The 26,206-nt window shown below is 64.1% G+C and carries 31 protein-coding genes; 14 read left to right on the top strand and 17 right to left on the bottom strand.

Features of this window, described 5'->3' with window-relative positions:
• Window positions 1–26: 26 nt before the first annotated feature.
• Genes QCM77_RS30275 through QCM77_RS30265 form a run of 3 tightly spaced genes read right to left on the bottom strand, consistent with a single transcriptional unit; the run spans window position 27 to window position 2,978 of the window.
• Window positions 27–1,247 (bottom strand): MFS transporter, encoded by a 1,221-nt coding sequence (locus QCM77_RS30275; RefSeq protein ID WP_279686047.1) that lies wholly within the window; start codon window positions 1,245–1,247, stop codon window positions 27–29.
• Window positions 1,244–2,611 (bottom strand): NAD(P)-binding domain-containing protein, encoded by a 1,368-nt coding sequence (locus tag QCM77_RS30270; protein ID WP_279686046.1) that lies wholly within the window; start codon window positions 2,609–2,611, stop codon window positions 1,244–1,246. Before QCM77_RS30270 ends, QCM77_RS30275 begins: the two co-directional genes overlap by 4 nt.
• Before the next feature lie 49 nt (window positions 2,612–2,660).
• A complete protein-coding gene (locus tag QCM77_RS30265; protein ID WP_279665090.1) occupies window positions 2,661–2,978 on the bottom strand; it encodes an ArsR/SmtB family transcription factor in 318 nt (105 codons plus the stop codon).
• 135 nt (window positions 2,979–3,113) lie between these two features.
• Between QCM77_RS30265 and QCM77_RS30260 the strand changes: the two genes are divergently transcribed.
• From QCM77_RS30260 to arsC, 3 genes are read left to right on the top strand one after another with little or no spacing between them, the layout of a single operon-like run.
• Window positions 3,114–3,476 (top strand): ArsR/SmtB family transcription factor, encoded by a 363-nt coding sequence (locus QCM77_RS30260; protein ID WP_279686045.1) that lies wholly within the window; start codon window positions 3,114–3,116, stop codon window positions 3,474–3,476.
• The gene (locus QCM77_RS30255) at window positions 3,469–4,173 is read left to right on the top strand and encodes an aquaporin (RefSeq protein ID WP_279686044.1); all 705 of its coding nucleotides are present in this window, start codon (window positions 3,469–3,471) and stop codon (window positions 4,171–4,173) included. The genes QCM77_RS30260 and QCM77_RS30255 overlap by 8 nt, the downstream gene beginning before the upstream one ends.
• On the top strand, window positions 4,170–4,571 hold the full coding sequence (gene arsC / locus QCM77_RS30250; protein WP_279665086.1) for an arsenate reductase (glutaredoxin): 402 nt from the start codon (window positions 4,170–4,172) through the stop codon (window positions 4,569–4,571). Before QCM77_RS30255 ends, arsC begins: the two co-directional genes overlap by 4 nt.
• 26 nt (window positions 4,572–4,597) lie before the next feature.
• On the opposite strand, the gene QCM77_RS30245 is transcribed toward arsC, so the two are convergent.
• The 3 genes from QCM77_RS30245 to QCM77_RS30235 form a co-directional block, all read right to left on the bottom strand.
• Complete coding sequence (locus QCM77_RS30245) at window positions 4,598–5,599, bottom strand: tripartite tricarboxylate transporter substrate binding protein (RefSeq protein WP_279686043.1); 1,002 nt, start codon at window positions 5,597–5,599, stop codon at window positions 4,598–4,600.
• Between the two features lie 75 nt (window positions 5,600–5,674).
• On the bottom strand, window positions 5,675–6,580 hold the full coding sequence (locus tag QCM77_RS30240) for a VOC family protein (protein ID WP_279686042.1): 906 nt from the start codon (window positions 6,578–6,580) through the stop codon (window positions 5,675–5,677).
• 16 nt (window positions 6,581–6,596) lie between these two features.
• Entirely contained in the window at window positions 6,597–7,589 is a 993-nt protein-coding gene (locus QCM77_RS30235; protein WP_279686041.1) for a zinc-dependent alcohol dehydrogenase family protein, read from the bottom strand.
• Window positions 7,590–7,700: 111 nt separating this feature from the next.
• Here QCM77_RS30235 and QCM77_RS30230 point away from each other — a divergent pair, with 111 nt between their 5' ends.
• From QCM77_RS30230 to QCM77_RS30220, 3 genes are all read left to right on the top strand, one after another.
• Window positions 7,701–8,402 carry a GntR family transcriptional regulator gene (locus QCM77_RS30230; protein ID WP_279686040.1) on the top strand — a complete coding sequence of 234 codons (702 nt, stop codon included), beginning with the start codon at window positions 7,701–7,703 and terminating at the stop codon, window positions 8,400–8,402.
• A gap of 94 nt (window positions 8,403–8,496) precedes the next feature.
• Window positions 8,497–9,360 carry a fumarylacetoacetate hydrolase family protein gene (locus QCM77_RS30225; RefSeq protein WP_279686039.1) on the top strand — a complete coding sequence of 288 codons (864 nt, stop codon included), beginning with the start codon at window positions 8,497–8,499 and terminating at the stop codon, window positions 9,358–9,360.
• An 8-nt stretch (window positions 9,361–9,368) separates the two neighbouring features.
• Window positions 9,369–9,962 carry an amino acid synthesis family protein gene (locus QCM77_RS30220; RefSeq protein ID WP_279686038.1) on the top strand — a complete coding sequence of 198 codons (594 nt, stop codon included), beginning with the start codon at window positions 9,369–9,371 and terminating at the stop codon, window positions 9,960–9,962.
• A gap of 11 nt (window positions 9,963–9,973) precedes the next feature.
• On the opposite strand, the gene QCM77_RS30215 is transcribed toward QCM77_RS30220, so the two are convergent.
• Window positions 9,974–10,474, bottom strand: a complete 501-nt coding sequence (locus tag QCM77_RS30215) for an MBL fold metallo-hydrolase (RefSeq protein WP_279686037.1) — start codon at window positions 10,472–10,474, stop codon at window positions 9,974–9,976.
• On the opposite strand from QCM77_RS30215, the gene QCM77_RS30210 reads away from it, so the two are divergent.
• Window positions 10,439–10,825 carry a LysR substrate-binding domain-containing protein gene (locus tag QCM77_RS30210; protein ID WP_279686036.1) on the top strand — a complete coding sequence of 129 codons (387 nt, stop codon included), beginning with the start codon at window positions 10,439–10,441 and terminating at the stop codon, window positions 10,823–10,825. The two genes, QCM77_RS30215 and QCM77_RS30210, sit on opposite strands and share 36 nt — an antisense overlap.
• Here the strand turns inward: QCM77_RS30210 and QCM77_RS30205 are convergent, their stop codons facing one another.
• Both QCM77_RS30205 and QCM77_RS30200 read right to left on the bottom strand, forming a co-directional pair.
• Window positions 10,826–11,587, bottom strand: coding sequence for a hypothetical protein (locus QCM77_RS30205; protein WP_279665076.1), 762 nt, complete (start codon window positions 11,585–11,587; stop codon window positions 10,826–10,828).
• 15 nt (window positions 11,588–11,602) lie between these two features.
• On the bottom strand, window positions 11,603–11,791 hold the full coding sequence (locus QCM77_RS30200; RefSeq protein WP_279665074.1) for a hypothetical protein: 189 nt from the start codon (window positions 11,789–11,791) through the stop codon (window positions 11,603–11,605).
• 253 nt (window positions 11,792–12,044) lie between these two features.
• On the opposite strand from QCM77_RS30200, the gene QCM77_RS30195 reads away from it, so the two are divergent.
• Window positions 12,045–13,022, top strand: coding sequence for a DUF2336 domain-containing protein (locus QCM77_RS30195; RefSeq protein ID WP_279686035.1), 978 nt, complete (start codon window positions 12,045–12,047; stop codon window positions 13,020–13,022).
• Window positions 13,023–13,136: 114 nt separating this feature from the next.
• Here QCM77_RS30195 and QCM77_RS30190 read toward each other — a convergent pair whose 3' ends face one another.
• From QCM77_RS30190 to QCM77_RS30180, 3 genes are all read right to left on the bottom strand, one after another.
• Window positions 13,137–13,481, bottom strand: coding sequence for a DUF1491 family protein (locus QCM77_RS30190; RefSeq protein WP_279665071.1), 345 nt, complete (start codon window positions 13,479–13,481; stop codon window positions 13,137–13,139).
• A 70-nt stretch (window positions 13,482–13,551) separates the two neighbouring features.
• On the bottom strand, window positions 13,552–14,265 hold the full coding sequence (locus QCM77_RS30185) for a peptidoglycan-binding domain-containing protein (protein WP_279686033.1): 714 nt from the start codon (window positions 14,263–14,265) through the stop codon (window positions 13,552–13,554).
• On the bottom strand, window positions 14,258–16,171 hold the full coding sequence (locus QCM77_RS30180; protein ID WP_279686031.1) for a PAS domain-containing sensor histidine kinase: 1,914 nt from the start codon (window positions 16,169–16,171) through the stop codon (window positions 14,258–14,260). The genes QCM77_RS30185 and QCM77_RS30180 overlap by 8 nt, the downstream gene beginning before the upstream one ends.
• A 406-nt stretch (window positions 16,172–16,577) precedes the next feature.
• On the opposite strand from QCM77_RS30180, the gene QCM77_RS30175 reads away from it, so the two are divergent.
• Both QCM77_RS30175 and QCM77_RS30170 read left to right on the top strand, forming a co-directional pair.
• Window positions 16,578–17,003: a DUF5330 domain-containing protein gene (locus QCM77_RS30175; protein WP_279686030.1), complete on the top strand. Its 426-nt coding sequence runs from the start codon at window positions 16,578–16,580 to the stop codon at window positions 17,001–17,003.
• Between the two features lie 67 nt (window positions 17,004–17,070).
• Window positions 17,071–17,499: a SufE family protein gene (locus QCM77_RS30170; RefSeq protein WP_279665064.1), complete on the top strand. Its 429-nt coding sequence runs from the start codon at window positions 17,071–17,073 to the stop codon at window positions 17,497–17,499.
• A gap of 136 nt (window positions 17,500–17,635) precedes the next feature.
• On the opposite strand, the gene QCM77_RS30165 is transcribed toward QCM77_RS30170, so the two are convergent.
• Window positions 17,636–18,052, bottom strand: a complete 417-nt coding sequence (locus tag QCM77_RS30165) for a Ros/MucR family transcriptional regulator (RefSeq protein ID WP_036005917.1) — start codon at window positions 18,050–18,052, stop codon at window positions 17,636–17,638.
• Window positions 18,053–18,226: 174 nt separating this feature from the next.
• Complete coding sequence (locus QCM77_RS30160) at window positions 18,227–19,078, bottom strand: DUF308 domain-containing protein (protein WP_279686029.1); 852 nt, start codon at window positions 19,076–19,078, stop codon at window positions 18,227–18,229.
• Between the two features lie 313 nt (window positions 19,079–19,391).
• On the opposite strand from QCM77_RS30160, the gene QCM77_RS30155 reads away from it, so the two are divergent.
• Window positions 19,392–21,041 carry an ArnT family glycosyltransferase gene (locus QCM77_RS30155; RefSeq protein WP_279686028.1) on the top strand — a complete coding sequence of 550 codons (1,650 nt, stop codon included), beginning with the start codon at window positions 19,392–19,394 and terminating at the stop codon, window positions 21,039–21,041.
• A 112-nt stretch (window positions 21,042–21,153) separates the two neighbouring features.
• On the top strand, window positions 21,154–21,933 hold the full coding sequence (locus QCM77_RS30150; RefSeq protein ID WP_007593534.1) for a class II aldolase/adducin family protein: 780 nt from the start codon (window positions 21,154–21,156) through the stop codon (window positions 21,931–21,933).
• Between the two features lie 111 nt (window positions 21,934–22,044).
• Here the strand turns inward: QCM77_RS30150 and QCM77_RS30145 are convergent.
• Both QCM77_RS30145 and QCM77_RS30140 read right to left on the bottom strand, forming a co-directional pair.
• A protein-coding gene (locus tag QCM77_RS30145) for an IS5 family transposase (protein ID WP_279668774.1) occupies window positions 22,045–22,807 on the bottom strand; the annotation gives its coding sequence in 2 pieces (ribosomal slippage) (window positions 22,045–22,590 and window positions 22,592–22,807; 762 coding nt in all).
• Between the two features lie 438 nt (window positions 22,808–23,245).
• Complete coding sequence (locus QCM77_RS30140) at window positions 23,246–24,151, bottom strand: LysR family transcriptional regulator (protein ID WP_279686025.1); 906 nt, start codon at window positions 24,149–24,151, stop codon at window positions 23,246–23,248.
• A gap of 104 nt (window positions 24,152–24,255) precedes the next feature.
• Between QCM77_RS30140 and bla the strand changes: the two genes are divergently transcribed.
• Both bla and QCM77_RS30130 read left to right on the top strand, forming a co-directional pair.
• The gene (gene bla, locus QCM77_RS30135) at window positions 24,256–25,152 is read left to right on the top strand and encodes a class A beta-lactamase (RefSeq protein ID WP_279686024.1); all 897 of its coding nucleotides are present in this window, start codon (window positions 24,256–24,258) and stop codon (window positions 25,150–25,152) included.
• A gap of 193 nt (window positions 25,153–25,345) precedes the next feature.
• The gene (locus QCM77_RS30130; RefSeq protein ID WP_279686023.1) at window positions 25,346–25,900 is read left to right on the top strand and encodes an Lcl C-terminal domain-containing protein; all 555 of its coding nucleotides are present in this window, start codon (window positions 25,346–25,348) and stop codon (window positions 25,898–25,900) included.
• Window positions 25,901–25,947: 47 nt separating this feature from the next.
• Here QCM77_RS30130 and QCM77_RS30125 read toward each other — a convergent pair whose 3' ends face one another.
• Complete coding sequence (locus tag QCM77_RS30125; protein ID WP_279686022.1) at window positions 25,948–26,148, bottom strand: hypothetical protein; 201 nt, start codon at window positions 26,146–26,148, stop codon at window positions 25,948–25,950.
• Between the last annotated feature and the right edge of the window lie 58 nt (window positions 26,149–26,206).

Raw genomic sequence — 26,206 nt, 5'->3', positions numbered from 1 at the left:
CCGCAATCAGAGACCGACCGCTCAAGTTACGAATGCTGTCCTCCCGCCTGAATCGGCTTTGATGTTGCCTGCTCTGTACGAAGCAGCAGGAGCGCGAAGAACGCGGAGATCGAGGCCAGTGCGCTGATCCATAGCGCGCTGCTGCCGATATGTTCCACCATCAATCCGAGTGCGAGCGGCGCGAGAGCGCCTGTCGCCCGGGACGGAAGCGAGATCATCCCGACACGCCTGCCGAATCCCACCGGCCCAAACAGCGCCAGTGGGAGCGTCCCTCGGGCGATGGTGATGATGCCGTTGCCGGCTCCATACAGCACCGCGAACACCGGCGCGAGGAAGGGACCTCCTGCGACCAACGCGACGATGCCGAGCGGATTCATGAGGATGGCCAGCCTGGTCGAAAGCAGCGGATGAAACCGGCCGAGCCATCCAGCCTCCAGGAGGCGGGCGCCAACTTGCGCAGGCCCGATCAGCGCTCCTGCGACCAAGGCTTCGGCCGGCGTCGCCCCGAATGCGACCAGCATCGTCGGCAGGATGGCCGACACGCCGGAACTGACAAAACTTGTCGCAGCCAACATGTAGGCAAGCACCACCATTGCGAAGGTCTCGCTCTGGCGGCCTGATTGTCGGCTCGCGCCCGTCCTCGGACGAGACTCCTGGTCCAATGGAGCGGCGCGCGGCAGCGAGAGATTGAGCGGCAAGGCAAGGCCGATATGGATCGCCGCCCACATTTGGCAGGCGACGCGCCAGCCGTACTCCGAAGCGAGCCACGTCGTGAGCGGCCAGCCGAGCGTGCTGGCGAATCCGGCGATCAGGGTGATGCCGGTAATGGTTCGTCGTGCATTGGCGCCATAGATGCGAGCCAACGTCGCGAAGGCCGCCTCGTAGAGGCCCATGCCCATGCCGATCCCGAGCAGTATCCAGGCTGCGATCAGCACCGCCACGCCATGGGCCACGGACAGCAGGAGCAAACCCGCGACAAAGACGAGGTTCGAGATGGCCAGCAGGCTGCGCCCTCCGAACGTGTCGATGGCGTGCCCCACGCGTGGGCCAAGCAGACCGGAGATGACGAGCGCGCCCGACAGCGCGCCGAACACGTAAGTCGGCGCAAGACCGAGATCGCGCGCGATCGGCGCAGCCAGGATGGCCGGAAGATAGTAGCTCGACGCCCACGCAACGGTCTGCGCGGTCCCGAGCGCGAGGACAACAGGAAGGGGACTCGCAGCCTGGTCCGCAGCGGCCTGCTTCATGAACAACCGCACCCCGCAGCACCTGCCCTCCTGGCCGATTCATCGGCGGCACAGCAGGCTGACGGTTCGTTCTTCGCCGGACCGCCGCAGCATCCCGCTGCAACGGCGGACTCGACGCCACCGCGCGTGCAGACGCCGGTTTCCGGCAGCACGAGCTCGACCCTTGCCGCGGCTTCCTTGTCGCCGGCGAGATCGGCCGCAATCGAGCGGACCTGCTCATACCCTGTCATCATGAGAAAGGTCGGCGCGCGGCCATACGACTTCATGCCCGCCATGTAGAAGCCCGGCTCATCGTGCGAAAGCTCGCGCGCGCCGTGGGGGCGGACCGTGCCGCAGCTGTGCTCGTTGGGATCGATGAGCGGCGCCAGCGCGACGGGCGCCTCGATGGCGGGATCGAGCCGCAGGCGCAGCTCGGACAGGAACGAAAACTCGGGACGAAAGCCGGTCGAGACGATCAGCTCGTCCACGATCACGCTCCGCCCACCGCAACCAGAGCCGGCCGCGATCTTGAGGCGGCCTTCGGATTCCGAGAGGTGCGTGACGCCGAACTCGGTTACGACCTTGATCTTCCCGGAGGCGACAAGCGCAGCGAAGGCGCTGCCGAGTTCTCCGCGTGCAGCAAGCTTGTCATTCCGGCCGCCGCCAAAAGCCTTCGCGGGATCGGCGCCGCGCAACAGCCAGACGGGCTGTGTGCCCGGCACTTCGCCCGCGAGATGCACGAGATCGATGAGCGTACCCACCGCGGAGTGACCCGCACCCAGGACAGCAACGGTCTTGCCTGCATATCTGGAACGGACGGCCCCCCGGACATCCGGCATGCCGTAGGCGACACGCTCGACACAATCAGGCTCGCCGATCGCCGGCAAGCCGTTGCGGCCGGCCGGGTTAGGCGAGAACCATGTGCCGGACGTATCAATGATGGCGTCCGCACGCAGAATTTCAGGGCCTTTACCGTTCTGATAGCGGATTTCGAAAGGCGCCTGCTCTCTTCCCTTGGTCTTCGCCTTGTCGAAACCGACGCGGCTGATGGCCGAGACGCGACTGGATGTCCGGATCACCTCGCGCAGCGGCGTTCGCGTCGCGAGCGGCGTCAAGTAACGATCGAGCAGCTCGCCACCGGTCGGATAGGATTGAGGGTCCGGGGAATTCCATCCCGTCGGCGCAAGCAGGCGCGCGGCAGCCTTGTCGAGGTTATATTCCCACGGCGAGAAGAGCTGAACCTGCTGCCACTGGCGGACAGCGTGCCCAGCCTCTGGCCCAGCCTCGAGCACGACGGGCGACATGCCGCGTTCGAGCATGTGCGCGGCCGCGGCGAGGCCGACCGGCCCTGCCCCGATGATGGCTACCGTCTTTCCGTCGCTCATCCGTTCCTCCTATGATTCTAGAATCATCGAATAATTCGGCCAAAAAAAATCAGGCCGCTGTTTTGGCATCCTTGCATTCGGCTTCATCCGCACAGCACTCCGACACCAGGAAATCCACCAAGCCGCGCATCGAATCGTAGTTCGCATGGCAGACGAGCGTCGTGGATTCGCGGACCTGACTGATGAGCCCGACCGCGACCAGAGACTTGATATGATGGGATAGCGTCGATGCAGGGATTTTCAGCTTGTCCTGCAAGCGGCCGACGGACATGCCCGGCTGCCCAGCCCGGACCAAGGCCCGATAAATCTGAAGCCTCGTGCGGTTACCCAAGGCCTCCAGGCGTCCTGCTGCGTCGTCTATCTTCATAACCCGCACGATGCCCTGATTGGATATCCCCGTCAACTGTATTTCTAGAATGTTCGAAATAACGTCCTTCGGGCCGCAACGACACTGGCGGATTCCATATTGACGTCTTCTCGACAATTCCATAAGTCTGGATATATGGAAACCGAAGAAGCCGTTCTGGCGCTGGCCGCCCTGTCCCAATCAACCCGCCTGGAGGCCTTCCGGGCGCTCGTCAGGCACGAGCCTGATGGCCTGGCGGCCGGCGATCTCGCCCGCCTGCTGGAAGTGCCCCAGAACACGCTCTCTGCGCATCTGTCGATCCTGACGCGCGCGCGGCTCGTGACCTCCGAGCGGCGCAGCCGTTCGATCATCTATCGCGCCAACCTCGGCGAATTTCGCGACGTCGCCGTTTTCCTGCTGCGCGATTGCTGCGGCGGTCGGCCGGAAGTTTGCGAGCCTGTCGTCGAAAGCCTGCAAGCCTGCTGCAAGCCAAGACGAAAGGAGCGAAGCTGTGCCTGATCAGTTCGACCTTCCGCGCCGCCTCGCGGCCGAAGCGCTTGGCACAGGCATTCTCGTCGCCACCGTGGTCGGCTCCGGCATCATGGCGGAAACGCTGACCAAGGATGTCGCCCTTGCGCTTCTCTGCAACACGTTGCCGACCGGCGCGATCCTGGTTGTCCTGATCACGGTGCTCGGTCCGATCTCCGGCGCACACTTCAATCCGGCTGTCACCCTCGTCTTCACCGGCAAGCGCGAGCTGCCGGTGAACGAAGCCGCCCTCTATGTGATTGCGCAGGTCGCCGGCGGCATCGCGGGAACGATGGCGGCGCATCTGATGTTCGGACTGCCCCTGCTCGATTTCTCGACGAAGGTGCGAACCGGAGGACCGCAATGGTTCGCCGAAGCCGTCGCCGCTTTCGGTCTCGTCGCGACGATCCTGGCCGGCATCCGGTTTCAGCGGACGTCGGTCCCCTGGCTGGTGGGCCTTTACATCACGGCGGCCTATTGGTTCACGGCCTCGACCTCGTTCGCCAATCCGGCAGTGGCCATTGCGAGGTCGCTGACCAACACGTTCGCGGGCATTCGTCCCATTGACCTGCCCGGGTTCATCCTTGCTGAGCTCTGCGGAGCGTTCGTCGGCATGCTGCTGATGAATTGGCTGCTCGGACACTCCCGCGCGGCCGGCCCTGTTCCAATCGCGGAGACCACCCGATGAGCGTCACGATCTATCACAACCCCGCCTGCGGCACCTCGCGCAACACGCTGGCGATGATCCGGCAGAGCGGCGTCGAGCCCGTCGTGATCGAATATCTGAAGACGCCGCCATCCCGCGAAAAGCTCGTCGAACTGGTCAAGGCCATGGGCATCTCCGCCCGCGCGCTGCTGCGGGAGAAAGGCACGCCCTATCGCGATCTCGGCCTCGACGACCCGAAATGGTCCGATGACGAGCTGATCGACCAGATGCTCGCGCACCCCATCCTGATCAACCGTCCGATCGTGGTGACGCCCAAGGGCACACGCTTGTGCCGGCCCTCGGAAGCCGTCATCGATCTCCTGGACCATCCCGTCGGCCGGTTCGTAAAAGAGGATGGCGAGGTGGTCGAAGCGCGATAGGCTGACATGACCTGTCTCACCTGCGATCAGATCTTCGGGATCTTCGCCCGTTCCACCACGCTGGTCCATTTGCTGATCTCGGTCTCGATCAGCTTCTTCATCTCCTCCGGCGAGCTGCCGCGGACCTCGCCGCCGACGGCGGTCTCCAGACGCTGCTTGAGGTCGGGGTCCCCCAGTGCGTCGAGCGTCGCCGCATTGAGTGCGGCCGTGATGGCGGGTGGCGTTCCCTTCGGGGCCAAGAGGCCGGCCCAGGTACGCACGCCATATCCCTTGATACCGGCTTCCTGAACCGTCGGCACGTCGGGCAACAATGCGGTGCGCGTCGGCGAGGTCACTGCCAGGCCGCGGATCGCACCGCCCTGGATCTGCGGGGCGAGCAGGACGGGCGTGCCGACGATCACCGGAACCTCTCCGCCGAGCAGCGCGGTGACGGATTGAGAATCGCCGCGATAAGGCACGTGCACGATCTCGACGCCGGCGGCTGCGTTCAGCAGCTCTCCTGCAAGATGATGCGTGCTGCCGAAACCGACCGATCCGAAGCTGAGCGAACCGGGCTTCTGCTTTGCCATGGCAATAAGCTCCCCCAGCGATTTTGCCGGATAATCGCTGCGCACGGCGATGACGAGCGCGTAATAGACCAGCGTCGAGATCATCTCGAAACTCTCGGCCGGCTGATAGGCGAGGCTCTTGTAGGTCGCCGCGGAAATCGCGTGAGCGCCGGTGACGAGCCCGATCGTGTAGCCGTCGGGCGCCGCTTTCGCGACGGCATCCGCGGCGATGTTACCGCCGGCGCCAGGCTTGGCCTCGACGATGATCGGCTGCCCGAGCTTTTTCGAGAGCCCGTCGGCGATGATGCGCGACAGCGTGTCGGCCGCGCCGCCGGCGGCAAATCCATGCAGCAGCCGGATCGGGCGCGACGGATAATTGTCCGCCGACGCCGGGGTCGTTGCGAGACAACCGCCAAGAAAAACGCCAAGAAAACTGCCAAGCAGAAAAATCGCCGCAGCAAGCCGCTTCATCCGTCGCATGGATGCGTCCTCCCTTTTGATTGTTATGTCGTTGGCCGCAGCGAGGCGGCGTTCTTCAAGTCGAGTTTGAATCCGCTAGCGGGCGAACTCCGTGCATTCAGGCGATGGCGGCATGCCCCAGACGTCGCGCGGCAGGCCGACCCAGACTTTTGGTCGCTGCGGTCGATCGCGATGCCAGGGACGCGGCTCGAAATAGCCGAGCTCTTCGTCGGTCATGCGGTCGAGGTCGTGGAACAGCTCGACCAGATGCCCGTCGGGATTGCGATGATAGATCGCTGTGTTGTGGCCGGGGCCGTGGCGTACCGGTCCCCAGAGAACGGGGAGCTTGTGCCGGGCGAGATGGTCGCAAGCCTGCTGCATGTGGGTCGGCCCCCGCAGCTCGAACGCGACATGATGCAGGCCATGGCCGGGCGCGCGGGCAAAATTCAGCGTGTGATGTTCATGGCCGCTGCGCATGAAGACGAAGCGGTCCTCGATCCAGTCGGAGACCCGCAGGCCCATGACGTTGGCGTAGAACTCCGAGGCCGCGCGCGGATCGGGCGTGCGAAGGGCGACATGGCCGAGCTTGGTGACGGCAAGTGCACCGATCCGCTCCTGCGCGGGCGTCGGCGTCCAGCCCTGGATCAGCTCGAAGCGCGTGCCTTCGGGATCGCTGAACGACAGCAATTTGGAAACGCCAGGGAGGGGATCGCTTCGCAGCTCGGGCCGCAGGTCGGCCTGCTTCAGCGCGGCGCCCAGCGCCTCGATCTCGACCTCAGGAGATATCTCGAAGCCGATGCTCGTCAGCGCCGCGTCGCCGGGCCCGATCACCAGCGAAAGCTGCTCGGAATCGTTGGCGAGGAAGATGCGGTTTTCGTCGCGGCCGACAAGGCCGAGACCGATCACGGCGCGGTAATAGTCGAGCAAGCGCTCTGAATCGGGCGAGGCAAAGCTCGCGTGCCGGAGCCGGGTGAAGCGTGCGATGGGTGCTTGTATCGTCATCGTGCGATCCATCCCGTCATGGCGTCATGATGATCTTGCCGAGCGCGGAGCCCTGCTCGAGCAGCGTGTGGCCCTGCCTGACCTCGTCGAGCTTCAGAACCGCCGAGATCGCCGGCTTGATCGCATTGCGGCTCAGCGCGTCGATCACGTTGCGCATGAGCGCGCGACGCCCGTCGCGATCGTGGTCGTAGATGTGGAAGGAGAAGCAGCGTATCGCCGGGCAGATGTCGAGATGGTCGCGCATCGCCGCCATCAGGTTTTCTTCCGGCAATCCGGCGAAGGCGTTGTACGACAGCAGCGTCCCCCATTTGCCGAGCGCGCCGAGATAGCCCGTGAACTCCGGCCCGCAGACGTGATCGAGCACGAGGCCGACGCCCTCGCCGTTGGTCAGCTCGCGGGTCCGCGCCACCACATCCTCGCGGCGGTAGTAGATGACATGATCGGCGCCGTTGCCCCGTGCGAACGCGGCCTTCTCTTCGGTGGAGACCGTGCCGATGACATTGATCTGCGCGAGCTTGGCGAGTTGCACCAGCGCGGTGCCGACGCCGCCCGCCGCGCCGATCACCAGCACGCTCGCCGGTGCGCGCGGATGGCGGCACTCGTGCAGCAGCGCGTAGGCCACCTGGTAGTTCGACAGGCACACGGCCGCTTGCAGATCGACATTGTCGGGCAGCGCATGAATGGCGTCCACGGGCGCGACCACATAGTCGGCGTAGCAGCCGCCGCGCTGCGACAGATCGCGCGCGCTCAGCAGCACCTTCTGGCCGATCGCAAAATCCTCGACGCCTGCCCCGAGCGCGGCAATGCGGCCCGCGACATCATTGCCGGGATTGGCCGGCAGCGGCGGCATCCATTTGTAGACGCCGCGCCGGATCAGCACATCGGGCTGCCCCACGCCGAATGCCTCGGCCCGGATTTGCACTTGGCCAGGCCCGGGCACAGGCACCGGAAGCTCGACCAATTCGAGTGCGTCCGGCCCACCCGGTTGACGCACCAGCACCGCTCTCATGATGTCACACGCCTCCCGAACCATATTTTCGAAAATAATATCCTTTACGAAAATTATTGCAAGATGCTCGTTGGCGCGGCATCTTGAGCCATCGATTCAACGGCAGAAACCATGCCCGACAGCGCCACTCGCCCTCGCAAGGAATTCGGCAAGACCATCGCCGCCGACATCACCCATCGGCTGCGCGAGGAGATCATTGCCTGCGGCCTGGCACCAGGCGAGCCGCTGCGGTTCGACGTGCTGCGCGAACGATTCGGCGTCAGCTTCACGACGCTGCGCGAGGCGCTGACGGCGCTCGCCGCCGAAGGCCTGGTCGACGCGCAGGAGCAGCGTGGATTTCGCGTGGCGCCGGTCAGCCGCCAGGATCTGGTGGAGGTCACCGATGCGCGGGTGCTGATCGAGGTGGAATTGATCCGCCGCGCGATCGAGCGGGGCGACGACGATTGGGAAATCGCCGTTATCTCGACGCTGCACAGATTGAAGCGAATCGAGCAGCGCGATCCCGAACATCCGCTGCGCGATCCCGAATGGAAGATCGCCCACCGCCAATTCCACCAGGCGCTGGTGTCCGCCTGCGGCTCCGCGACCCTTCTCGCCATTCGCGCCGAGCTGTTCGATCGCGCCGAGCGCTATCGGCATCTGTCGGCCAATTTCCGGCCGCGCCCGCGCGACAAGGCCGGCGAGCACCAGGCGATCATGCAGGCCGCCATCTCGCGCAATCCGGATCTCGCGGTGCAACTGATCGAGACGCATATCCGCTCGACCGCCCACAACGTCGCGACCTACGCCGGGCACCTGCTCGATCCCGAATAGGCGGCACCGGCTTTTTCGCGCCGTGGGCTTGCGCCCCGCCGTATTTTCGAAAATAATAGATAAGATCGAAAATACCAACCTTTGGGGCGAAACCATGAAGCTGCTGTCGTTCTTGGACGGAAATCGGGAAAGCTGGGGCGCCGTTGTCGAAAATGGTGTCGTGGATCTCGGCCGCGCCCTGCCCCAGTACCCGACCCTCGCGGACTTCCTCGGCAGCGATGACTATTCGCGGCGCGAGGCCGTTGTCGCCGGGCACAAGCCCACGATGGCGCTCAGCGACGTCAAATATCTTCCGGTGATCCCGCGCCCCGAGAAGATCGTCTGCGCCGTGCGCAATTATCTCGACCACCACAATGAAGCCGTGGCGTTCGGCATGAAGCGCGAGATCACGGAATTTCCGCCGATCTTCCTCCGGGTCTGGCGCTCCCAGGTCGCGCACAACGCGCCGGTGATCCGGCCGAAGGTCTCGGACAATTTCGACTGGGAGGGCGAGCTTGCCGTCGTCATCGGCAAGGGCGGCCGTCACATCAGCCAGGCCGACGCCTGGGATCACGTAGCGGGCTACTCGATCTACAACGACGTCAGCGTGCGCGACTGGCAGCGTCACGCCCAGCAGATCGCCTCCGGCAAGAACTTCGTCGGCACCGGTCCGTTCGGACCGTGGCTGGTCACGCCGGACGAGATCGGCGATCCCACCAAATTGAAGCTCGAGACGCGCGTCAACGGCGCGGTGGTGCAGTCCTCCGACACCTCGATGCTGATCTTCTCGATCCCGCGGCTGATCGAGTACAGCTCGACCATTTTCGACCTCGTTCCCGGCGACGTCATCGCCACTGGCACGCCAGCGGGCGTCGGCTTCACTCGCAAGCCGCCGGTCTTCCTCAAGCCCGGCGACGTGGTCGAGGTCGAGATCGAGAAGATCGGCGTGCTGCGCAATCCCGTCGTCGACGAAGCCTAGAGCCACGCATGTCGTCCGAAGACATCTCCTATGACATCCGCAAGACCGCGCTCAGCGTCGAGACGGTCTGGCACGAGCGCGGTCCCCGGCTGGAAAAGCCGCTGCTGGTCGGGACGGCCGTTGCGGTGATCCGCAATCCCTTCGCGGGCCGCTTCGAACCTGATCTGATGCCGTTTCAGGCATCCTTGCGCGAGCTCGGGCGCGAGCTCGCAACGCGGCTGATCGCGCAGCTCGGCGGCGCCTCGCACGTCGAAGCCTATGGCAAGGGCATCATCGTCGGCGAGGACGGCGAGCTCGAGCACGGCGCGGTCTGGCACGAGGCCGGCGGCCACGGCATGCGCGAGGTGCTGGGGCAGCCCAAAGCGATCGTCCCGGCGGCAAAGACCATCGGAGGCCCGGGCACGCGCCTGATGGTCCCGCTCGGCCATATCCACGCCGCCTATGTCCGCAGCCATTTCGGCACGGCGGAGATGACGCTGTGGGACGCGCCACGGCGTGACGAGATCGCCTTCGGGCTTGCGATGGCGACCGGCGGCCGCCCTCACGCGCGCATCGGGGGCCTCGCGGCGTCCGCGATCTCCGTGCACGATGGGCAGCGCTGACGGGCGCACGATCAATGCGCGCCGCACCGGCAACGCTCGTAATCGACGGGATCGTGGCTGTTGACGATCGTGACGCGGTCGCCGTTGTTCAGCTTCAGCGCGCGCAGTCGCGCCTGGTTGGCGATCCGCAGGCTGCGGTCGATGTCGGCGCGACGCTGGAAATAGCCCAGCATCAGCGGCATGCGCGGCGATGCATCGAGCTGGCCGTGATGGAAATAGCTGTCGCCGGCGTGCAGCAGCCATGTGTCACCTGACCGCACCGCGACACCGCAATGGCCGAGGGTATGGCCGGCGAGCGGGATCATCAGGATGTCGCCTTCCGTGTCGCCGAGGGCGCGCACGCCCTTGAAGCCGAACCAGTCTTCGCCAGGCTCCTCGTAGAATGTCCAGCGCGGTCCGTGGCTCCACTGTCCGGTGACATAGCGCCCCTCGGGCGGCGCCGGCTTGCGCAGCACCGCCATGTCGTATTCGGCGCGATGGACGTGAATCGCGGCATGCGGGAAATCGGGCACACCGCCGATCTCGCTGACGCTGCGCTGATCGACCGCTGCCATTGCGAGCAAAGCGAATTCTTCGGCCGCACCGCGCAGCGGCGCCAGACCGCGGCGATTGCGCAATCGGAAGACTGGGCCATGGCGCTGGTCGCCGCCGGCGTCGGCATCGCCATCGTCCCCGAGGGCGTGGCGCGCGGCCATCCCGACGTCGCCGTGCGCGAGATCGAGGTCAAGGTCAAGCGCGAGGTCGGGCTCGCCTACCGTGCCTCGGTGCCGCTGACGGACGCGCTGAAGGATTTTGTCGGGAAGCTTCAGAAGCAGCGCGCCAAGCCCGATGGAATCAAGCGCCGGCGCGCAGCGGTAAAATGATCAGCCCTTGGAGACGACCGCGCGGCCGTAGGGCGGCTGTGCCGCAACCGGCGGGTTGGCGGTCTGGGCGGCGAGTTCGCCGATCAGGCGATCGGCATCGGCGGCCATGCCGTCGGGCGCCTGGATCACCAGCCGCTCCAGACCCCACCGATAGGACGAGACGCGCTGCTCGAGGCACTGCTGCACCCACTGGATGATCAGCGAATTCTCCTGCATGCGCTCGATCGCGTCCTCCTTCTCCTTCGGCGAGAGGGCGGAGACGCGCGTCATGCTGGCGTTGCGCTTCTTGTCGAGGTCGATGACGCGGATCGCGGAGCCGAAGAACGGCTCGAAGCGGGTGATGTCGTTGCGCACGTCCTCGATCAGCTGCGCATAGCGCGAGGAATGCGAACGGTGCGGCTCGTCGATCAGCGTGCGTCCGTACATGGTACGGTCGAACACGATCTTTTGCCGCCAGGGCGAGGGCAGCGCCTTGTAGTCGCCGAACACGCTCTTCCAGGCGGGCCGCGACAGCGGCGGCTCGATCAGGGGATAGGCGAGGTCGCGAAGCTGGCGCTCTTCGTCGGTGAGCTGGAATTGCGACGGCTTCAGGCCGACGCTGGAGGTGACTTCGGCGCCAAGCCAGCGATGCATGTCGTCGCTGCGCATGTCGGCGCGGGTCCGGCCGAAATCGCCGCCGCTACAGCCGGCGAGCGTCGCGCCCAGCAGCGCGAGCACGATCGCCGATACGACGGTGCGGATCTGGCGGAGATTTTCCGGCATTGCAAAGGCCGAAAGTCAGCGGCGACGACGACGGCGCCCCGGCGCTGTGCCCTGCTCCGGCCCGTGATCGCCGCTGGTTTCGTCGCTCTCGCGCTCGATGCGGATCACGGGGAGGATCAGAATCGTTCCCATGCCCGCGCGCGGAGCCACGTCTCCCGACGCGCCCACCCGGCGACCGGCCGGAAATTCGATGATGGTCCCCATATCAGCTCTCTTCAATTGCCGCGCGACCCGGCGCGCCTCTGCAACATGGGATCATTAAGATCAGTTCATGGTTAACGGGGTGTAAACGTCCCGGCCGGACCGTAACCGCACGGGCCGGACCCGCCGTCCCGTTGCGGCACGAGAATGCTTCAAAACCCACGTTCGGCTTCACGCCTCGTTTTCCTTAACGAGCCTTTAAAGGAGCCCGCGATAGGCTGACGGCGAGTATCTTTTCCAGGTCGCGTATCTCTCCATGACCAAGTCGCTGTTTCCAGGATTCGACGGGCTGATGACCCTCTCCCGTCGCGAAGGCGTCGATGTTCGTCCGACGCTGCTGCGCGTGCTGACCGATCTCTATGTTCAGTCGAGCACCCACAGCGACGACGAGCAGCGCCAGTTCATCGAGCTCGCCACACGGCTGATCGACCAGGTCGACGACGCGACGCGCGCGGCCGTCAAGGCGCGGCTGGCGATCTATCCGTCGACGCCCACCCCGATCATGCAGAAGCTCGGACTGTCGGCCGCGCAGGAGGGCCGCAGGGTTCCGCTCGCGCGTGAAATCCCGGCATCCCCGCCTGCCCCCTCGCCGGTTCGTACGCCAACCGACGCCGAGCAGCGCATGGCCTCGAACATGGCGATGCAGCCAAAGGACGCGGCCGATATCCACGACATGTTCTTCCGCGCCGGCGCCTCGGAGCGCGCGCTGATCCTGCACAATCTGGCACAGACCCCCATGAAGGCCGCGCCGCGGATTCCGACCGTGCGCGCCAAGCGCGCGATCCAGATCCTGGAGATGGCGGCGATCGCGGGCGATGTCGAGAATTTCACCTTCGAGCTCGGCGACAGCCTGATCCTGCCCTCGCGCGTTGCGGCCCAGATCGTCGACGATGCAAGCGGCGAAGCGCTTGCGGTCGCTGCGCGCGCGCTCGACATGCCGAGCCCGGTGTTCCAGCGCATCTTGCTGTTCTTCAAGCCGGAGATCGGCAACTCCGTGACCGACGTGTACCGGCTGTCGCGGCTCTACGATCGCCTCGGCGATCGCTCGGCGCTGGTGATGCTGGCCGCCTGGCGCGGCTCGACGCTCGCCGTCACCCGCGCAAAGTACCAGCCGTCGCTGCACGACAGCGAGCGTCAGCGCGCGCGTGCCGGCGCAAGCCAGACGCGGCCGGGCGTGCAGCCCGGCTCCGCGCCTGCGGTGCGGACGGGTAGCGGCGGATCATCGGATCGCTAGAAGACGATAGGACTCGGTTCATGGCCAAGGAGGCGGTGCTGCCTCTCCCGCCTGCGGGAGAGGTTGAGGGAGCCCGCGGCCACATCGAAGCAAGCAACAATTATCGCGCCCGCATCAGGTCTTCGCCAGCTCGAGAAAGTGTCGCCCGGCGCGGTCTTCGGTCTCGACGATCCAGACGTCCGAGTCGAAGCGGATTTCCTTGGTCAGCCGTTCCTCGACGGTGTGCTCCGGCAAGGGCTGCGGAGCAAGCGGCACGAAGAAGCGATCGACGGGTCGGCCGTCGTCATAGACGGTCTGCGGCGCGGGCACGTAGAGCATCGCATTGCCATCGAGCAGCGATACCTTCACGAACACCGCGCCCGCCTCCTCCGCGCCGCGGCGGCGCACCGCGCCGAACACGCCCTCGGTCTGGCACCGGCGCAGATAAGCTGAGACCCAGATGTTTGATTTCAAACGCATGGAGCGCACGATAGGCCAGCGCTGCAATCAGCACCAGCCTTCAGGCTTCGGTCTCGGCGAAGCGTAACGACTATTCGACGGGATGGCCGATCGCGGCGCCGAGCTCGCGGAGCAGGCGGTCGGAGACCTGACCGGTGACCTGCATCTTGTGCTCGCGCTCGAATTTCTGGATCGCGGACTGGGTCTCGCCGCCCATGGCGCCCGTGATCTTCAAATTGCCGTAGCCGTATTCGGACAGCGCGCGCTGCACGCCGGCGATACGCCGCGCGGCCGGGCTCTGCTGCACGGGAATCGGCGCCGGCGGACGCGCGATGGCGGCGGACGGCGGCGCCGAAATCGTTTGCTTGACCAGATTGGTCATGGGATCGCCCGAGCGCGGAGTCGATGCGGTCGCTTCGACGGGCTTCTCCGGCGCCTTCTCGGCGACGCGCTCCGCAGGTTTGGGCTCGGCACGAAACTCCGTCGCTCTCGGCTCGAGCGGCGAGGTATCGGCGCCGACGGGACGCGGACGGGGCAAGGGGTTCGACAGCGGCAGCGACGACGGCGCGGGAAGATTGATCACGGTGCCGAACATCGGCGCCGGATGCCGGCCGGTCTGGAGGAACAGCGCATTGGCAACGATCGCGCCGACGGCAGCAACGGCGACGAGACCGGCCAGCGTATCCTTGGGGCTATGCAGCAGCACGCGCAGCACGAGGTTGCGCTCGGTCTCGACGTCGATGACCGCGGCCTTGGCGCCACGGCGGCGCGGAGCGGCTTCGTCCTTGGCAGACTTCTTAGGCACTTTTCTTCACCAGAGCGGGTTGGTCCTGAACTTGGTCGTGAGGATGTTCCTGAAGTTCCTGGCGCAGCACCGGCGTCAAGGTCGCGATGTTGCTCTCGCTCGCCTTGCTATCGGACATCTTGCCATCAGACATCTTGCCATCAGTAGTCTTGCCATCAGTAGTCTTGGCTTGCGGCGGCATGTAGACGAGCGGCAGCTTGACGGTGACGGCGGTGCCCTCGCCGAGCCTGCTTTGTACCGTCAATTCGCCGAGATGCAACGCCACGAGGCTCTTCACGATCGAAAGTCCGAGGCCGGTGCCTTCGTGACGGCGCTGATAGGTCTTGCCGGCCTGGAAGAACGGCGCACCGATGCGCTTGAGATCGTGGGGCGCAATGCCGATTCCGGTGTCGCTGATGCGCAGCGCAAGCTGCGAGCCCGACACCGTGGCTGTTACGGTGACCTGACCGCCGCGCTCGGTGAACTTGACGGCGTTGGCGACGAGGTTGAGCACGATCTGCTTGAAGGCGCGCGGATCGCCGGTCATCACGGGCAGGTCCTGCGGCGCATCGGTGACGAGGTCGACGCCGTTTTCCCGCGCCTTCAGCGCCAGCAGATTGCAGCAATGCATCAGTGATGCACGCGGCGCGAACGGTTCGGACGCAATCTCGAAATTGCCCGCTTCCATCTTGGACATGTCCAGGATGCCGTTGACGACCGAGAGCAGATGCTGGCCGGAATCGTTGATGAGCTGGGCGTATTCCCTCCGCTGGGCCGCGCTCAGCATCAAGGTCTGCTCCTGCGCGATCATCTCGGAAAAGCCGATGATGGCGTTGAGTGGCGTGCGCAGCTCATGGCTCATGGTGGCGAGGAAGCGCGTCTTGGCGGCATCGGCCGCCTCTGTAGCGCTGCGCGCCTGATCGAGCGCCTGTTCCCCGATCTTGCGGTCGGTGACGTCGCGCATCACGGCGACGACATCGGCCTCACGCGTGGCATCACGTCCCATATCCTGATCCAGCGGGCGGCAGCGCATCTCGACCCAGATGAAATCAACCTGGCCACGCTCCGAGCCGACAGGCTCCCTGCGCAACCGGAACTCGACGCTGCGCACGTCGCCGCGCGCGGCATCGGACAGCGCCGTCAGATACGCCGGGCGATCGGCGACATGGACGCGATCGAACAGGCCGTGGCCGAGCAGTTGCGCGACGGGCATGCCGAGCATGGTTTCCGCCGCCGGTGAGATGAACTGCACCGCGCCGTTGCGCTGATGCCGCGAGATGACGTCGCTCATGTTGCGCGCCAGGAGGCGGTAACGCTCTTCTTCACGCGACAGCAGCGCAACGCTGGTGCGCGCGAGCGATTCCGCGCCGAAGGCGAGGCCTGCGGCATAGAGCGTCGCCGATGCGACGCCGAACGCCATCAGCACGCCGCGTTCCGCGGCGCTGGTGTCGCCAATTGGCAGCCAGCCGAGCTGGCTCGCGAGGATCAGGATGCCGGCGCAGGACAGCGCGAGCAGCGAGGCAAAGGCCGCGACGCGGCGCGAGGCCGACAGCGCGGCTTCGAGGGGAACCACGACCAGCCAGATCGCGGCGAATGATTCGATGCCGCCGGTCGTAACCGCAACCGCCATGATCAGGCCCGCGAGCGCCAGCGACGACAGCACATGCGCACCTTCGTAACGGCCGGTGCGCGACAGGAACCAGGACAACAGGATCGGCGCAATCAGCCAGGCGAAGGCGGCAACCTCGATCGCGCTCGGCGCGCCGCGCATGGCGAGATAGACCGGGAATGCGGCAAAGGTGGCCAGGCTGCCGAGCAGCCGCGGGGCCATGAAGGCACGATGGCGCGCTCGCGTCAGCGCGTCGTAACGCGCGGAAGGATGCAGCAGCGCATCGAGACAATCGCGGATGATACTCAAAACTGTCACGGGTCTCGCGCTTCGGCTCACTCGTCGAGAAGACGCGCCGGAACGCCTCCTTATCGTTGAGCCACCGTGTCAGAGCGACCTTAAACGAGTGCTAAGGCGATGCAGCCCGCCGCCGGACACCGTGTCATCGCGGAGACTTTTAAGCGATTTGACGACGTCATCGGCGAGGATGGTGAACACAGGGTTTCACCGTAATCCGCATGGTTTCGAAATGGTGGACGCGCGTGCCGGCAGAATCACGGGCACGGGCGTCAATCGAAAATTTACGAGACCGTCGTTTCGCGCAGATTTTTGCGTAAATTTTCCGCGAATTAAGCTCAAGGCAATCACTTGCGATTTATCGAGAGTTGCTAGGTCCGACATCCGCGGAGATCGCCGCGGCGGGATCTAACATACAGGTCGCAAGATGCGCTTTCTGCTTCGCATCATATTCTGGCTCGGGCTGGTGCTGGTGCTCCTGCCGCGGGACAAGACGCCCGAATCGGACAAGCTGCCGCAGATCGGCGCCGCCGACGCGGTGCAGGCTGCGACCGCGGCCGTCTCCGACGTGACCCAGTTCTGCAAGCGCCAGCCCGCGGCCTGCGAGGTCGGCGGACAGGCCGCGACCATCATCGGCCAGCGCGCGCAAGACGGCGCGCGCAAGATCTACCAGATCATCAACGACAAGAAAGAGCAGCTCGAGAAGACCGACAAGAAGGCGCCCGACCACACCGGCTCGATCGCGCTGGCCGGCGAAGGCGATACCGCTTCGAGCGAGGCACCGCGCGACACCCTGTCCCAGGGCGACCTCGCACTGGAATGGCGCGGCCCGGCGCCTGCGCCAGCGAATTAGCCCCCAAACCCTATCGATTTCACGCGCTTGCGTACCTATATTGGCCTGAACGGGAACACGGGCCAGCATGACGACGATCGACGAAATCAGGGACAATTTCGAGATTCTGGACGAGTGGGACGACCGCTACCGGTACGTCATCGAACTCGGCCGCACCCTGGAACCGATGTCCGAGGCCGAGCACTCCGTCGCCAACAAGGTGAATGGCTGCGTCAGCCAGGTCTGGCTCGCCAAGCATGTCGACCGCGATAACGGCGTACCGATCCTGAAATATCTCGGCGACAGCGACGCGCATATCGTGCGCGGCCTGGTCGCGATCGTGCTGTCGCTTTACTCGGGCCGCACGCCGCAGGAGATTCTTGCGACCGACGCCATTGCCGTATTCGACGAGTTCGGCTTTCGCGATCATCTGACGCCGCAGCGTTCCAACGGCCTGCGCTCGATGGTCGAGCGTATCAAGACCGACGCGAAAGAGGCGCTCGCGGAAGCGTCCTGAGGACCCTCATGGTGAGGAGCGCGGAACGCGCGTCTCGAACCATGAAAGCCCCGCTCTCGCCCGCGACCATCCTTCGAGACGCCCGCTTTGCGGGCTCCTCAGGATGAGGGCCGAGTGCACTGATGTAGCAGCGGCTCTACTTCCGCTTCCGCTGCTGCTGCCCCAGTCCCATCTGCTTCGCCAGCTGCGAGCGCGCCACCGCATAGTTCGGCGCGACCATGGGATAGTCGGCCGGCAGGCCCCATTTCTCGCGATATTGCTCCGGCGTCATGTTGTACTGGGTGCGCAGATGGCGCTTCAGCGACTTGAAGCGCTTGCCGTCTTCCAGACAGACCAGATAATCCGGCGCGATCGACTTCTTCAGCGAGACCGCCGGCTTCGCCGGCTCGAGCGGCGCCGTCTCGGTGCGACCTGACGAAACGCGCACCAGGGCGCCATGCACCTGGCTGATCAGGTTCGGAATCTCAGCCGCGGGCGTCGGATTGTTGCTGAGATAGGCCGACACGATGCTCGCCGTCAGCTCAATGAAATTCTTAGCCCCGGCATCCGACATCGGCCCGACCTTTCTCTATCTTGCGTCTCACGGGATTGACGACGACGAAGTATTCCGTGTCAACAATACGTTCGACTGAAATGGGACGACTGACGAGTTTGGGTTGATTTACTGACCAAGCGACAAGAACGGCTGCGCTATACTTGCCTGCGCCGGGACTTGAACGCGGCGGTCTCAGGACCGCTGGTCGAGATGGGCGCGGAGCTCGTCGATCGAGGCAAAGCGCATCATGCCCTCCGGCATCTGCGCTTCGATCGAGCCGTCGGAATAGAGCGAATAGGCCATGCCGTCGACGATGCCGGATTTGAGCACGGTCACGGGCGCCTGCTCGGCCGCTGGCGCCGGCTCGGGTGCAGGCGGCGGAGCAGCCTCCGAGAAGGTCGACGGCGAGCGCGGCGGCGGGCGCCGCGAGGCGGCCGGCGGCTCCGGAGGCCTCATACGGTCCGGCTTCGGCCAGGCGTCATCAAAGCTCGCAGGCGGAATGTCCGGTACGTCAGGCGCCGCCGACGGCTCCGCATGCGGCGGCGGCAAGCCCTCCCCGGTCTTCGCCTCCGCGCGCTCGCGCTCCTTGCGGGAGGTCGAGGCGAACATCAGGTTGCGCCGGCGCGGCGGTTCCGCAGCCTCAGGCGGGGTCGGAACTTCCGGCTCCGGCTCGAGGCGCGGACGCTCGCGCGCGGCCGCTTCGTTCTGCCACGGCGGCGGGCCCGCGGCCGGCGGTGGCGACGTCGGCTCGATCCTCGCTGCGCCCGCCGGCTCGGGCGTTCCCGGCATCCCGAGGCCCGGCAGCACGGGCCTGACCCGAACCTCGGACGGCGCGGCCGAACCAGCCAGCCGGCGCGCGATGCCCTTGAGTTCCCCGACCACGACGTAGAGGCCGGCCAGTAACATTCCGGAGCAGACGCCGATCGTGCCGGAGATTATGAGGGTGCTGCCGAGACTGAACTCCCTGACGGTGAAGCCAAACAGGATCGCAAGGAGGCCCGCCAGAACGGCGAAAATCCCAGCGATCAACAATGCCAACGTCATCGAACTCACCCCCGGCCGCGCAGCCATACGCGACACCCGTCACGCCACGATACCGTCATACCGTGTTACACGCCAACGTCGAATTGCAGCCTGCGTTCCTAAAGGGAAGGAAATCAGGGACTTATTCACATTCCCTTCAGCTACGGCTCGTTACTTCTAGGCTACTCCCAAGCTGGCAGGATTTGCTGCGTCGCATCAGGAATTTAGCCATAATGCCCAATTACTTGGTAATGGAACTGCGCTATAGGGATTCCGGGGAACAGGCCCGCGCGCGCCGGCAGGGCCAAGAGGGGATTCCGGGTCACCAATAGCCATGACATCCATCACGACTTCGGCGATCGACACGCCTCTGCGGCGCTCGGTTGAACGGACTTGCGACGATCTCGCCATGCTGGTGCTGGCTGCGGTCGCGGTCATTGCAGGCTTGACCTTCCGCGACTACGGGCTCGGCTGGGACGACTACACCCACGCTGAATATGCCGACCTGTTGCTGCGCATGTTCGATTCCGGTTTCAAGGACACCGCGGCACTCTCCTTCGCCAACCTCTATATGTATGGCGGCGGCTTCGACATGGTCGCGGCCCTCCTGCACAAGGTGATTCCGCTCGAGCTGTTCGAGACGCGCCGTCTGGTCGGCGCCGTCGTCGGCGTGATCGGACTTGCGGTGACGTGGCGGCTCGGTCGCCGTATCGGTGGACCCCTTGCGGGACTTGCCTCGCTGCTGCTGCTCGCGCTCTGCCCGATCTTCTACGGCCACATGTTCATGAACCCGAAGGATGCGCCCTTCGCGGTGGCCATGATCATCCTGATGCTGGGCCTCGTCCGCCTCGCCGAGGAATATCCGCAGCCTTCGCCGCGCACGATCCTCATCGTCGGCCTTGGCGCCGGCTTCTCGCTCGGCACCCGCATCCTCGGCGGCCTTGCGCTGGTCTACGCCGTGATCGGCTTCATGCCGCTGTTCCTGGAGGAGCTGCGCAGCGAGGGCCTGCGCGAATCGATCCGCCGCTTCGCTCATGTCGTCTATCTGCTGCTGCCCGGTCTCGTGCTCGGCTACCTCGTGATGGGGCTGATCTGGCCGTGGTCGATCATGGAACCCGGCAATCCCTTCGAGGCGCTGACCTACTTCTCGCACTTCTTCGAGAAGCCCTGGAAGGAGATGTTCGACGGCGCGATCGTGTCCGTGCCCGACATGCCCTGGTCCTATCTGCCGACGCTGTTCGCGCTTCAATTGTCCGAGGTGATGCTGGTGCTGACGTTCGGCGCCGTGATTGGCACCTTCGCCATGCTGCCGCGCCGCGAGGTTCCGGCCCGGCGCAAGACCATCTTGCTGATGCTCACGCTCGCCGCGACGCTGCCGCTCGCGATCGCGATGGTGAAGCGGCCGGCACTCTACAACGGCATCCGCCACTTCGTCTTCGTGATCCCGCCGATGGCGGTGCTCGGCGGCGTTGCCTTTGCCCGGGCGATGGAGCGCCTGCGCGCCAATCACCGCACCTGGCAGCCGGTCGTGCTCGCCACCTTCTGTTTTGGCCTGGCGCTCTCGCTCGCCGAGATGATCCGGCTGCATCCCTATCAATACACCCACTTCAACCACATCGCCGGCACCGTGCGCGGCGCCGACGACCGCTTCATGCTGGATTATTGGGGCCTGGCGCTGAAGCAGGCCTCGGACGAATTGCGCGAGCAGCTCGTCGAACGCCAGGAAGTGCCGCCGCGCAACCGCAAATGGAAGGTCGCCGTGTGCGGTCCGCAGCGCCCCGCCCAGGTCGCGCTCGGTCCCGACTTCACCATCGGCTGGGATTCCAATGCCGCCGATTTCGCCATGACGCTCGGTGAATTCTACTGCAAGGGCCTCACCGCGCCCGTGCTGGTCGAGATCAAGCGCGACGACGTGGTGTTCGCCCGCGTCTACGACATCCGCGGCAGCAGCATTTCCAGCCTGCTCTCGATCCCGGCGCCGTAATAATTTTCTCCATGCGGACAACGCTTGACTGCCGCGCTTTCAGCGCCTTGCCGCCGGCCATCACCGAGACTACGCTCCCTCCCCGCAACAACGATGTTCGGAGAGATCAACCATGTCGCCAGCGGAAGCGCGCCTGAAGGAAGTGCCGTCGAACATGACGGAGGCTGAGTGGCAGCAGCGGGTCAATCTCGCCGCCTGCTATCGGCTCGTCTCGCTCTACGGCTGGGACGACCTGGTCGACACCCACATCTCCGCGCGCGTGCCCGGCCCCGACCATCATTTCCTCATCAACCCCTACGGGCTGATGTTCGACGAGATTACGGCGTCGAGCCTCGTCAAGGTCGATCTGCACGGCAACCAGCTCTCCGAGAGCGAGTACAGCATCAACCCGGCCGGCTTCACCATCCATTCGGCGATCCACGAGGTGCGCGAGGACGCGATCTGCGTGCTGCACCTCCACACCCTCGACGGCACCGCGGTGTCGAGCAGCGCCGAAGGCCTGCTGCCGCTGAACCAGACCGCGCAACTCGTCACCCACGACCTCGCCTATCACGACTATGAAGGCATCGCGCTCGACCACGACGAGCGGCCGCGCCTTCAGAAGGACCTCGGCGACCATAACCACATGTTGCTGCGCAACCACGGCACGATGACGGTCGGCCGCTCGGTCGCCTCGGCCTTCGAGCGCATGTATCACCTCGAGCGGGCCTGCTCGATGCAGGTGCGCACGCGCGCGCTGGGCACGCCGGTCTATCCGGTCGACGACGTCGCGATCGACAAGAACACCGAGCTGCTCGCCAACCGCGACCGTGCCGAGCTGCGCGCCACCAACCTGGTGTGGCCGCCGCTGCTGCGCAAGCTCGACCGCGAGCTGCCGGGCTACCGGTCTTGAGATTTTCCGGATTTGGTGTAGGGTAGCGGTCAACTAACCTCTACGCCTTTTGGAATGAAACGCCGCCCAATTCCGGGCGGCGTTTTTATTTGGGGCGCTTCGTGGGGTGGGTTAGGGCGTGGACTCGTTAGCACGCAACCAAATTCGGATTGATGCGAGTTTGATAAACGCCAGATAGTTGGCCGCGAGTTTGTCGTACCGGGTTGCGACACGACGACATTGCTTGATCTTGTTGAAGAACCGTTCGATCAGGTTGCGCGCGCGATACAGATAGGGACTAAAGCAGATTGGGTCTTTCCGATTTCGTTTCGGCGGAATGTTAGCCCAAGCTCCTTGCTGTCGGGCAAGCTCCCTGATCCAGTTTGCGTCGTATCCACGATCCGCGAGCAACATTGTTTGTGGGAGCAACGCGCTAAGCAGAACCGAACACAGCCGATTGTCATGCGCTTCACCGGGCGTGAGCGCGAGATGGACCGGCAGGCCGTTGGTGTCCACTACCGCGTGAATCTTGCTGGTCAGGCCACCACGCGAGCGACCCATATCTTGCTGATTGTTGTCCGCGATGCAGGCTCCGTGCTGGTGCACGCGCACGACGGAGGTATCGATCATCTGCACGGCCGCGTCGTGACCGGTGGCCATTGCATCCATGATCCGGGTCCCAGACGCCAGCTCGCCGCCAACGAACGAAGCAATTATAGCAAGTGGTACGAGGACCGTAGGTTTCCGGCAGATCGCGCCACGGAGCGCCTGAGCGTAAGACCCAAAAGATACCGTTGAGCACGCGCCGGTCGTTTACGCGCGGAACGCCGCGAGATTTGTTCGGCAGCATCGGTTTGATGGCGGTCCATTCATAGTCACTGAGTTCGTAGCGCATGATTCGAGGCTCCGGTTTCGGAGCTTGAATCACGTCCTGACCGACGCTTTCAACCGGCAATGGCCCGCCGCTATTTCGCTAACGCACTGAACTTACTTCCGCTTTCGGCGCAACAACACATAGTCGGACTTACTGCCAGGCTCGAACCTGTCGCGAATGACCCTAAGCAGGCTTCGGCGGGCTTAATTAGTCTTCATCAGCCGAAAGGCCAGCCGATGCGGACGAGCATTCCGTCAGGCCCTAATATGCCAACCTCATAGAGGCCCCACTCTCGATGATGCAGCACTCCACCGGGACGAATAATCAAGTCGTCCACCCTTGCCGCAATGACTTCAACGTTGGGCGTACGAATGAAAACGCCAAACGGATTGTTGGCTTCCGGCACCCGCCATGGGCCATCTCCCGCTTGCGTTAGATGCACCTCGTAATCCCAACCAGTCATAATGCGGTAGTTGGCATCGCCGCCCGTGTATCTTGACAAGCGACGTTGGCCATCAACCATTCTTGGAACGCAAGCATTGCCGACGTTGGACGTCTCGACTTCAACCTCGTGAGCCAATAGCTGCCCAGCACGATTTCGTATTCGAAAGGTCGAACGAGGGTACCCTTGTCGAGTTCGCGCGTGAACATCGGAAGCGGCAGCAGCGCGACTCCAGCGCCGTACGCGGCCGCTTCAGCAATGCTGACGGAGGAATCGAAGACGATGCCTCGCGCTCGCGGACAGTCCCTTCCGATGGCCGCGAACCAGCGTTCCCATTCGTCGATTCGATACGATCGCAGGAGCACCTCCCGGTAAAGATCTTCGGGCTGCAGCAACCGCGTTGCAATCTCGGGCGCGCAGAGCGGAGATTGAGGCGCGGACATCAGTTCGATCGCGAAGGTAGCCTGCCATGTGCCGTCGCCAAAGCGAACGGCGAAATCGAGGCCTTCTCCCGCTATGTCGACGCGGTTGTTGTTCGTAAGGACGCGCAAGTCGACCTTCGGATGCGCGTTGTAGAACGAGGGCAGTCTTGGCAGCAGCCACCTGGTGGCGAACGTCCCTACGACCCCCACGGTCACGACTTCGCGGAACTGGCCATTCGCGAATTGGTCGAGCGTGGCGCGAATTCGGCCGAAGGTTTCGGTCAGAACTGGTACCAATGCGAGGCCTTCGTCGGTGAGCGCCAGTCCGCGCGGCAAACGCCGAAATAATTTAACCCCCAGGATTTCTTCCAGGGATTTCACCTGATGGCTGACGGCCGCCTGCGTGACGCGAAGCTCCAGGCCGGCGCGCGTAAAGCTCAGATGGCGCGCAGAAGCTTCAAAAGCGTGCAAGGCGCCAAACGGGAGATGTGAACCGAACATATCGTCAAGACCCAAATATAACTAATGGCTCACCTGACTTTTGATCGCTTGTCAATACTGAGGGTTATGGACAGAGAAAGTCTCCCAAATTGAAGGAGAATAAGATGCTCAACCGCCGGCTATTTACCAATGCTGCCTTGGCGACTGCTGGCGGATGGCTCTTGGACGGGACAAAGGTCTTCGCGCAACGAAGTGGGGCATGGTCGGACGAACTGGCTGGCAATCTGGAGAAGCTCGAGAAGGAGCGCGGTGGCAGGCTTGGCGTCGCCATCGTTGACACACAGAACACCAGGCAGGGGGGATACCGCTCTGAAGAGCGGTTCCCGATGTGCAGTACGTTCAAGCTTTTGGCAGTCGCTGCGGTCTTGACCCGCGTTGACAAGGGCAATGATCAACTGGACCGCCGCATAAAGTTCGAATCGACCGAGGTCGTGGTGGACTCTCCCGTGACCAAGAACCGCGCCGGCGGAGATGGCATGACCCTCGCGGAGATATGCCAGGCGGCCATGACCTTCAGCGACGATACCGCCGGAAATTTGTTGCTGTCGACCCTTGATGGACCGGATGGCTTGACGGCTTATGCCCGGTCTCTGGGCGACACCGTTACCCGCTTGGATCGCATTGAGCCCGATCTGAACGAATCCATACCGGGAGATCTGCGCGATACGACCTCGCCTGCCGCTATGTTGTCCAATATTCGTACGCTCGTTGCGGGGAGTGCATTGACCCCGGTTTCGAAGGACCGCCTGACTGGGTGGCTCGTCGGCAATAAAACGGGCGATAAGAGGCTTCGAGCCGGGTTGCCGCGAAATTGGCGGATCGGCGATAAGACTGGCGCCGGAGAAAGGGGCACAACAAATGATGTCGCTGTCCTGTGGCCTTCTCCCGACCAGCCGCCGGTGTTTGTCTCGGTCTATCTGACCGGCAGTTCAGTCGATGGCGAACACCGCAATGCGACTCTGGCCATGGTAGGGGCGGCCATCATGCGATCTCTTGCGTGATTTTGCGTGGGATAGCTTGGGGTCGGTCGATAGATGAGCCTATAGAAGAGCTACAGATCCCGCACAGCGCGGCTGTGCCGCTAATGTTGTGAGGACTGGGCAACATACCGCGAATGGACAAGGCTTGCCATCCTCGCGCCGCCTTGCGTCCTCTACCTACCCCTCGGCGCTACTGAGACAAAGGGCAGCTTTCATGGAAGGGTTTGTCGAAACGGGAGCACGCTTGAAATTGCGTTGTGCCGGAGAGAGAGCAGTCGCCGCTACGCGCGCGATTTGGATAGTGGGCCAATTGTCCTTCCTTGTTCTGGCGAGCACAGCGAACGCGGCTTGCGTGAAGGGACGCTTCAAAGTTGAAAGCGCCTATGCGGTGGACCGGCAGACTGGATTGACTTGGCAGCGCTGCACCGTCGGTGCTCAGTGGAGCCATGGAGGTTGTCAGGGGCAACCGCAAGCGATGAGTATATCCGAAGCAAAGGTCAGCGCGGCAGCGCTCGGCGACGGCTGGCGGCTCCCGAACGCTCGAGAACTTGCCACTCTTATCGACACCAGTTGCGGAAATCCCGCTATCGATCGTCGCGTGTTCCCCGACTTAACTGACGATGGAGAAGGAGCAATTCCCTATTGGAGCGCCAGTCCAGTCGGAGTCGCGAGGTTGATAGCGTTTGTCGATTTCGCAAATGCCCGGATTGATGGGCACAGTTCAGGGTTCGCGCTCTTTGTCCGCTTTGTGAAAGACAGCAGGAAATGATCGTGAATGCGACCAAAGCCTACCTCTAGCGGCGAGCCTGGATGTCGCTATTGAACAGCCGGGCAAGCAGCATTAGCGATTCTTTCCGTCTGGGTGGTGTCTATACGGGTCGGATTCTCAAGGGCGATCAGCCGGCTGACCTGCCGGTGCAGCAAACCACGAAAAATCGAGCTATTCATCAAGACGGCCAAGGCGCTCGGCGTCGACATGCCACCGACGCAGCTCGCCCGCGCCGACGAGGTGATCATCGAATAGGCTTCCCTTTGCTACGGTGCATGAGTCCGGTTGGCCCATCGCGTCGTTTCG

The organism is Bradyrhizobium nivariense, from assembly GCF_029846695.2.
GTDB lineage: Bacteria > Pseudomonadota > Alphaproteobacteria > Rhizobiales > Xanthobacteraceae > Bradyrhizobium.
The sequence above is the reverse complement of the archived record's forward strand: the minus strand, read 5'-3'. Positions and strand labels throughout refer to the sequence as shown.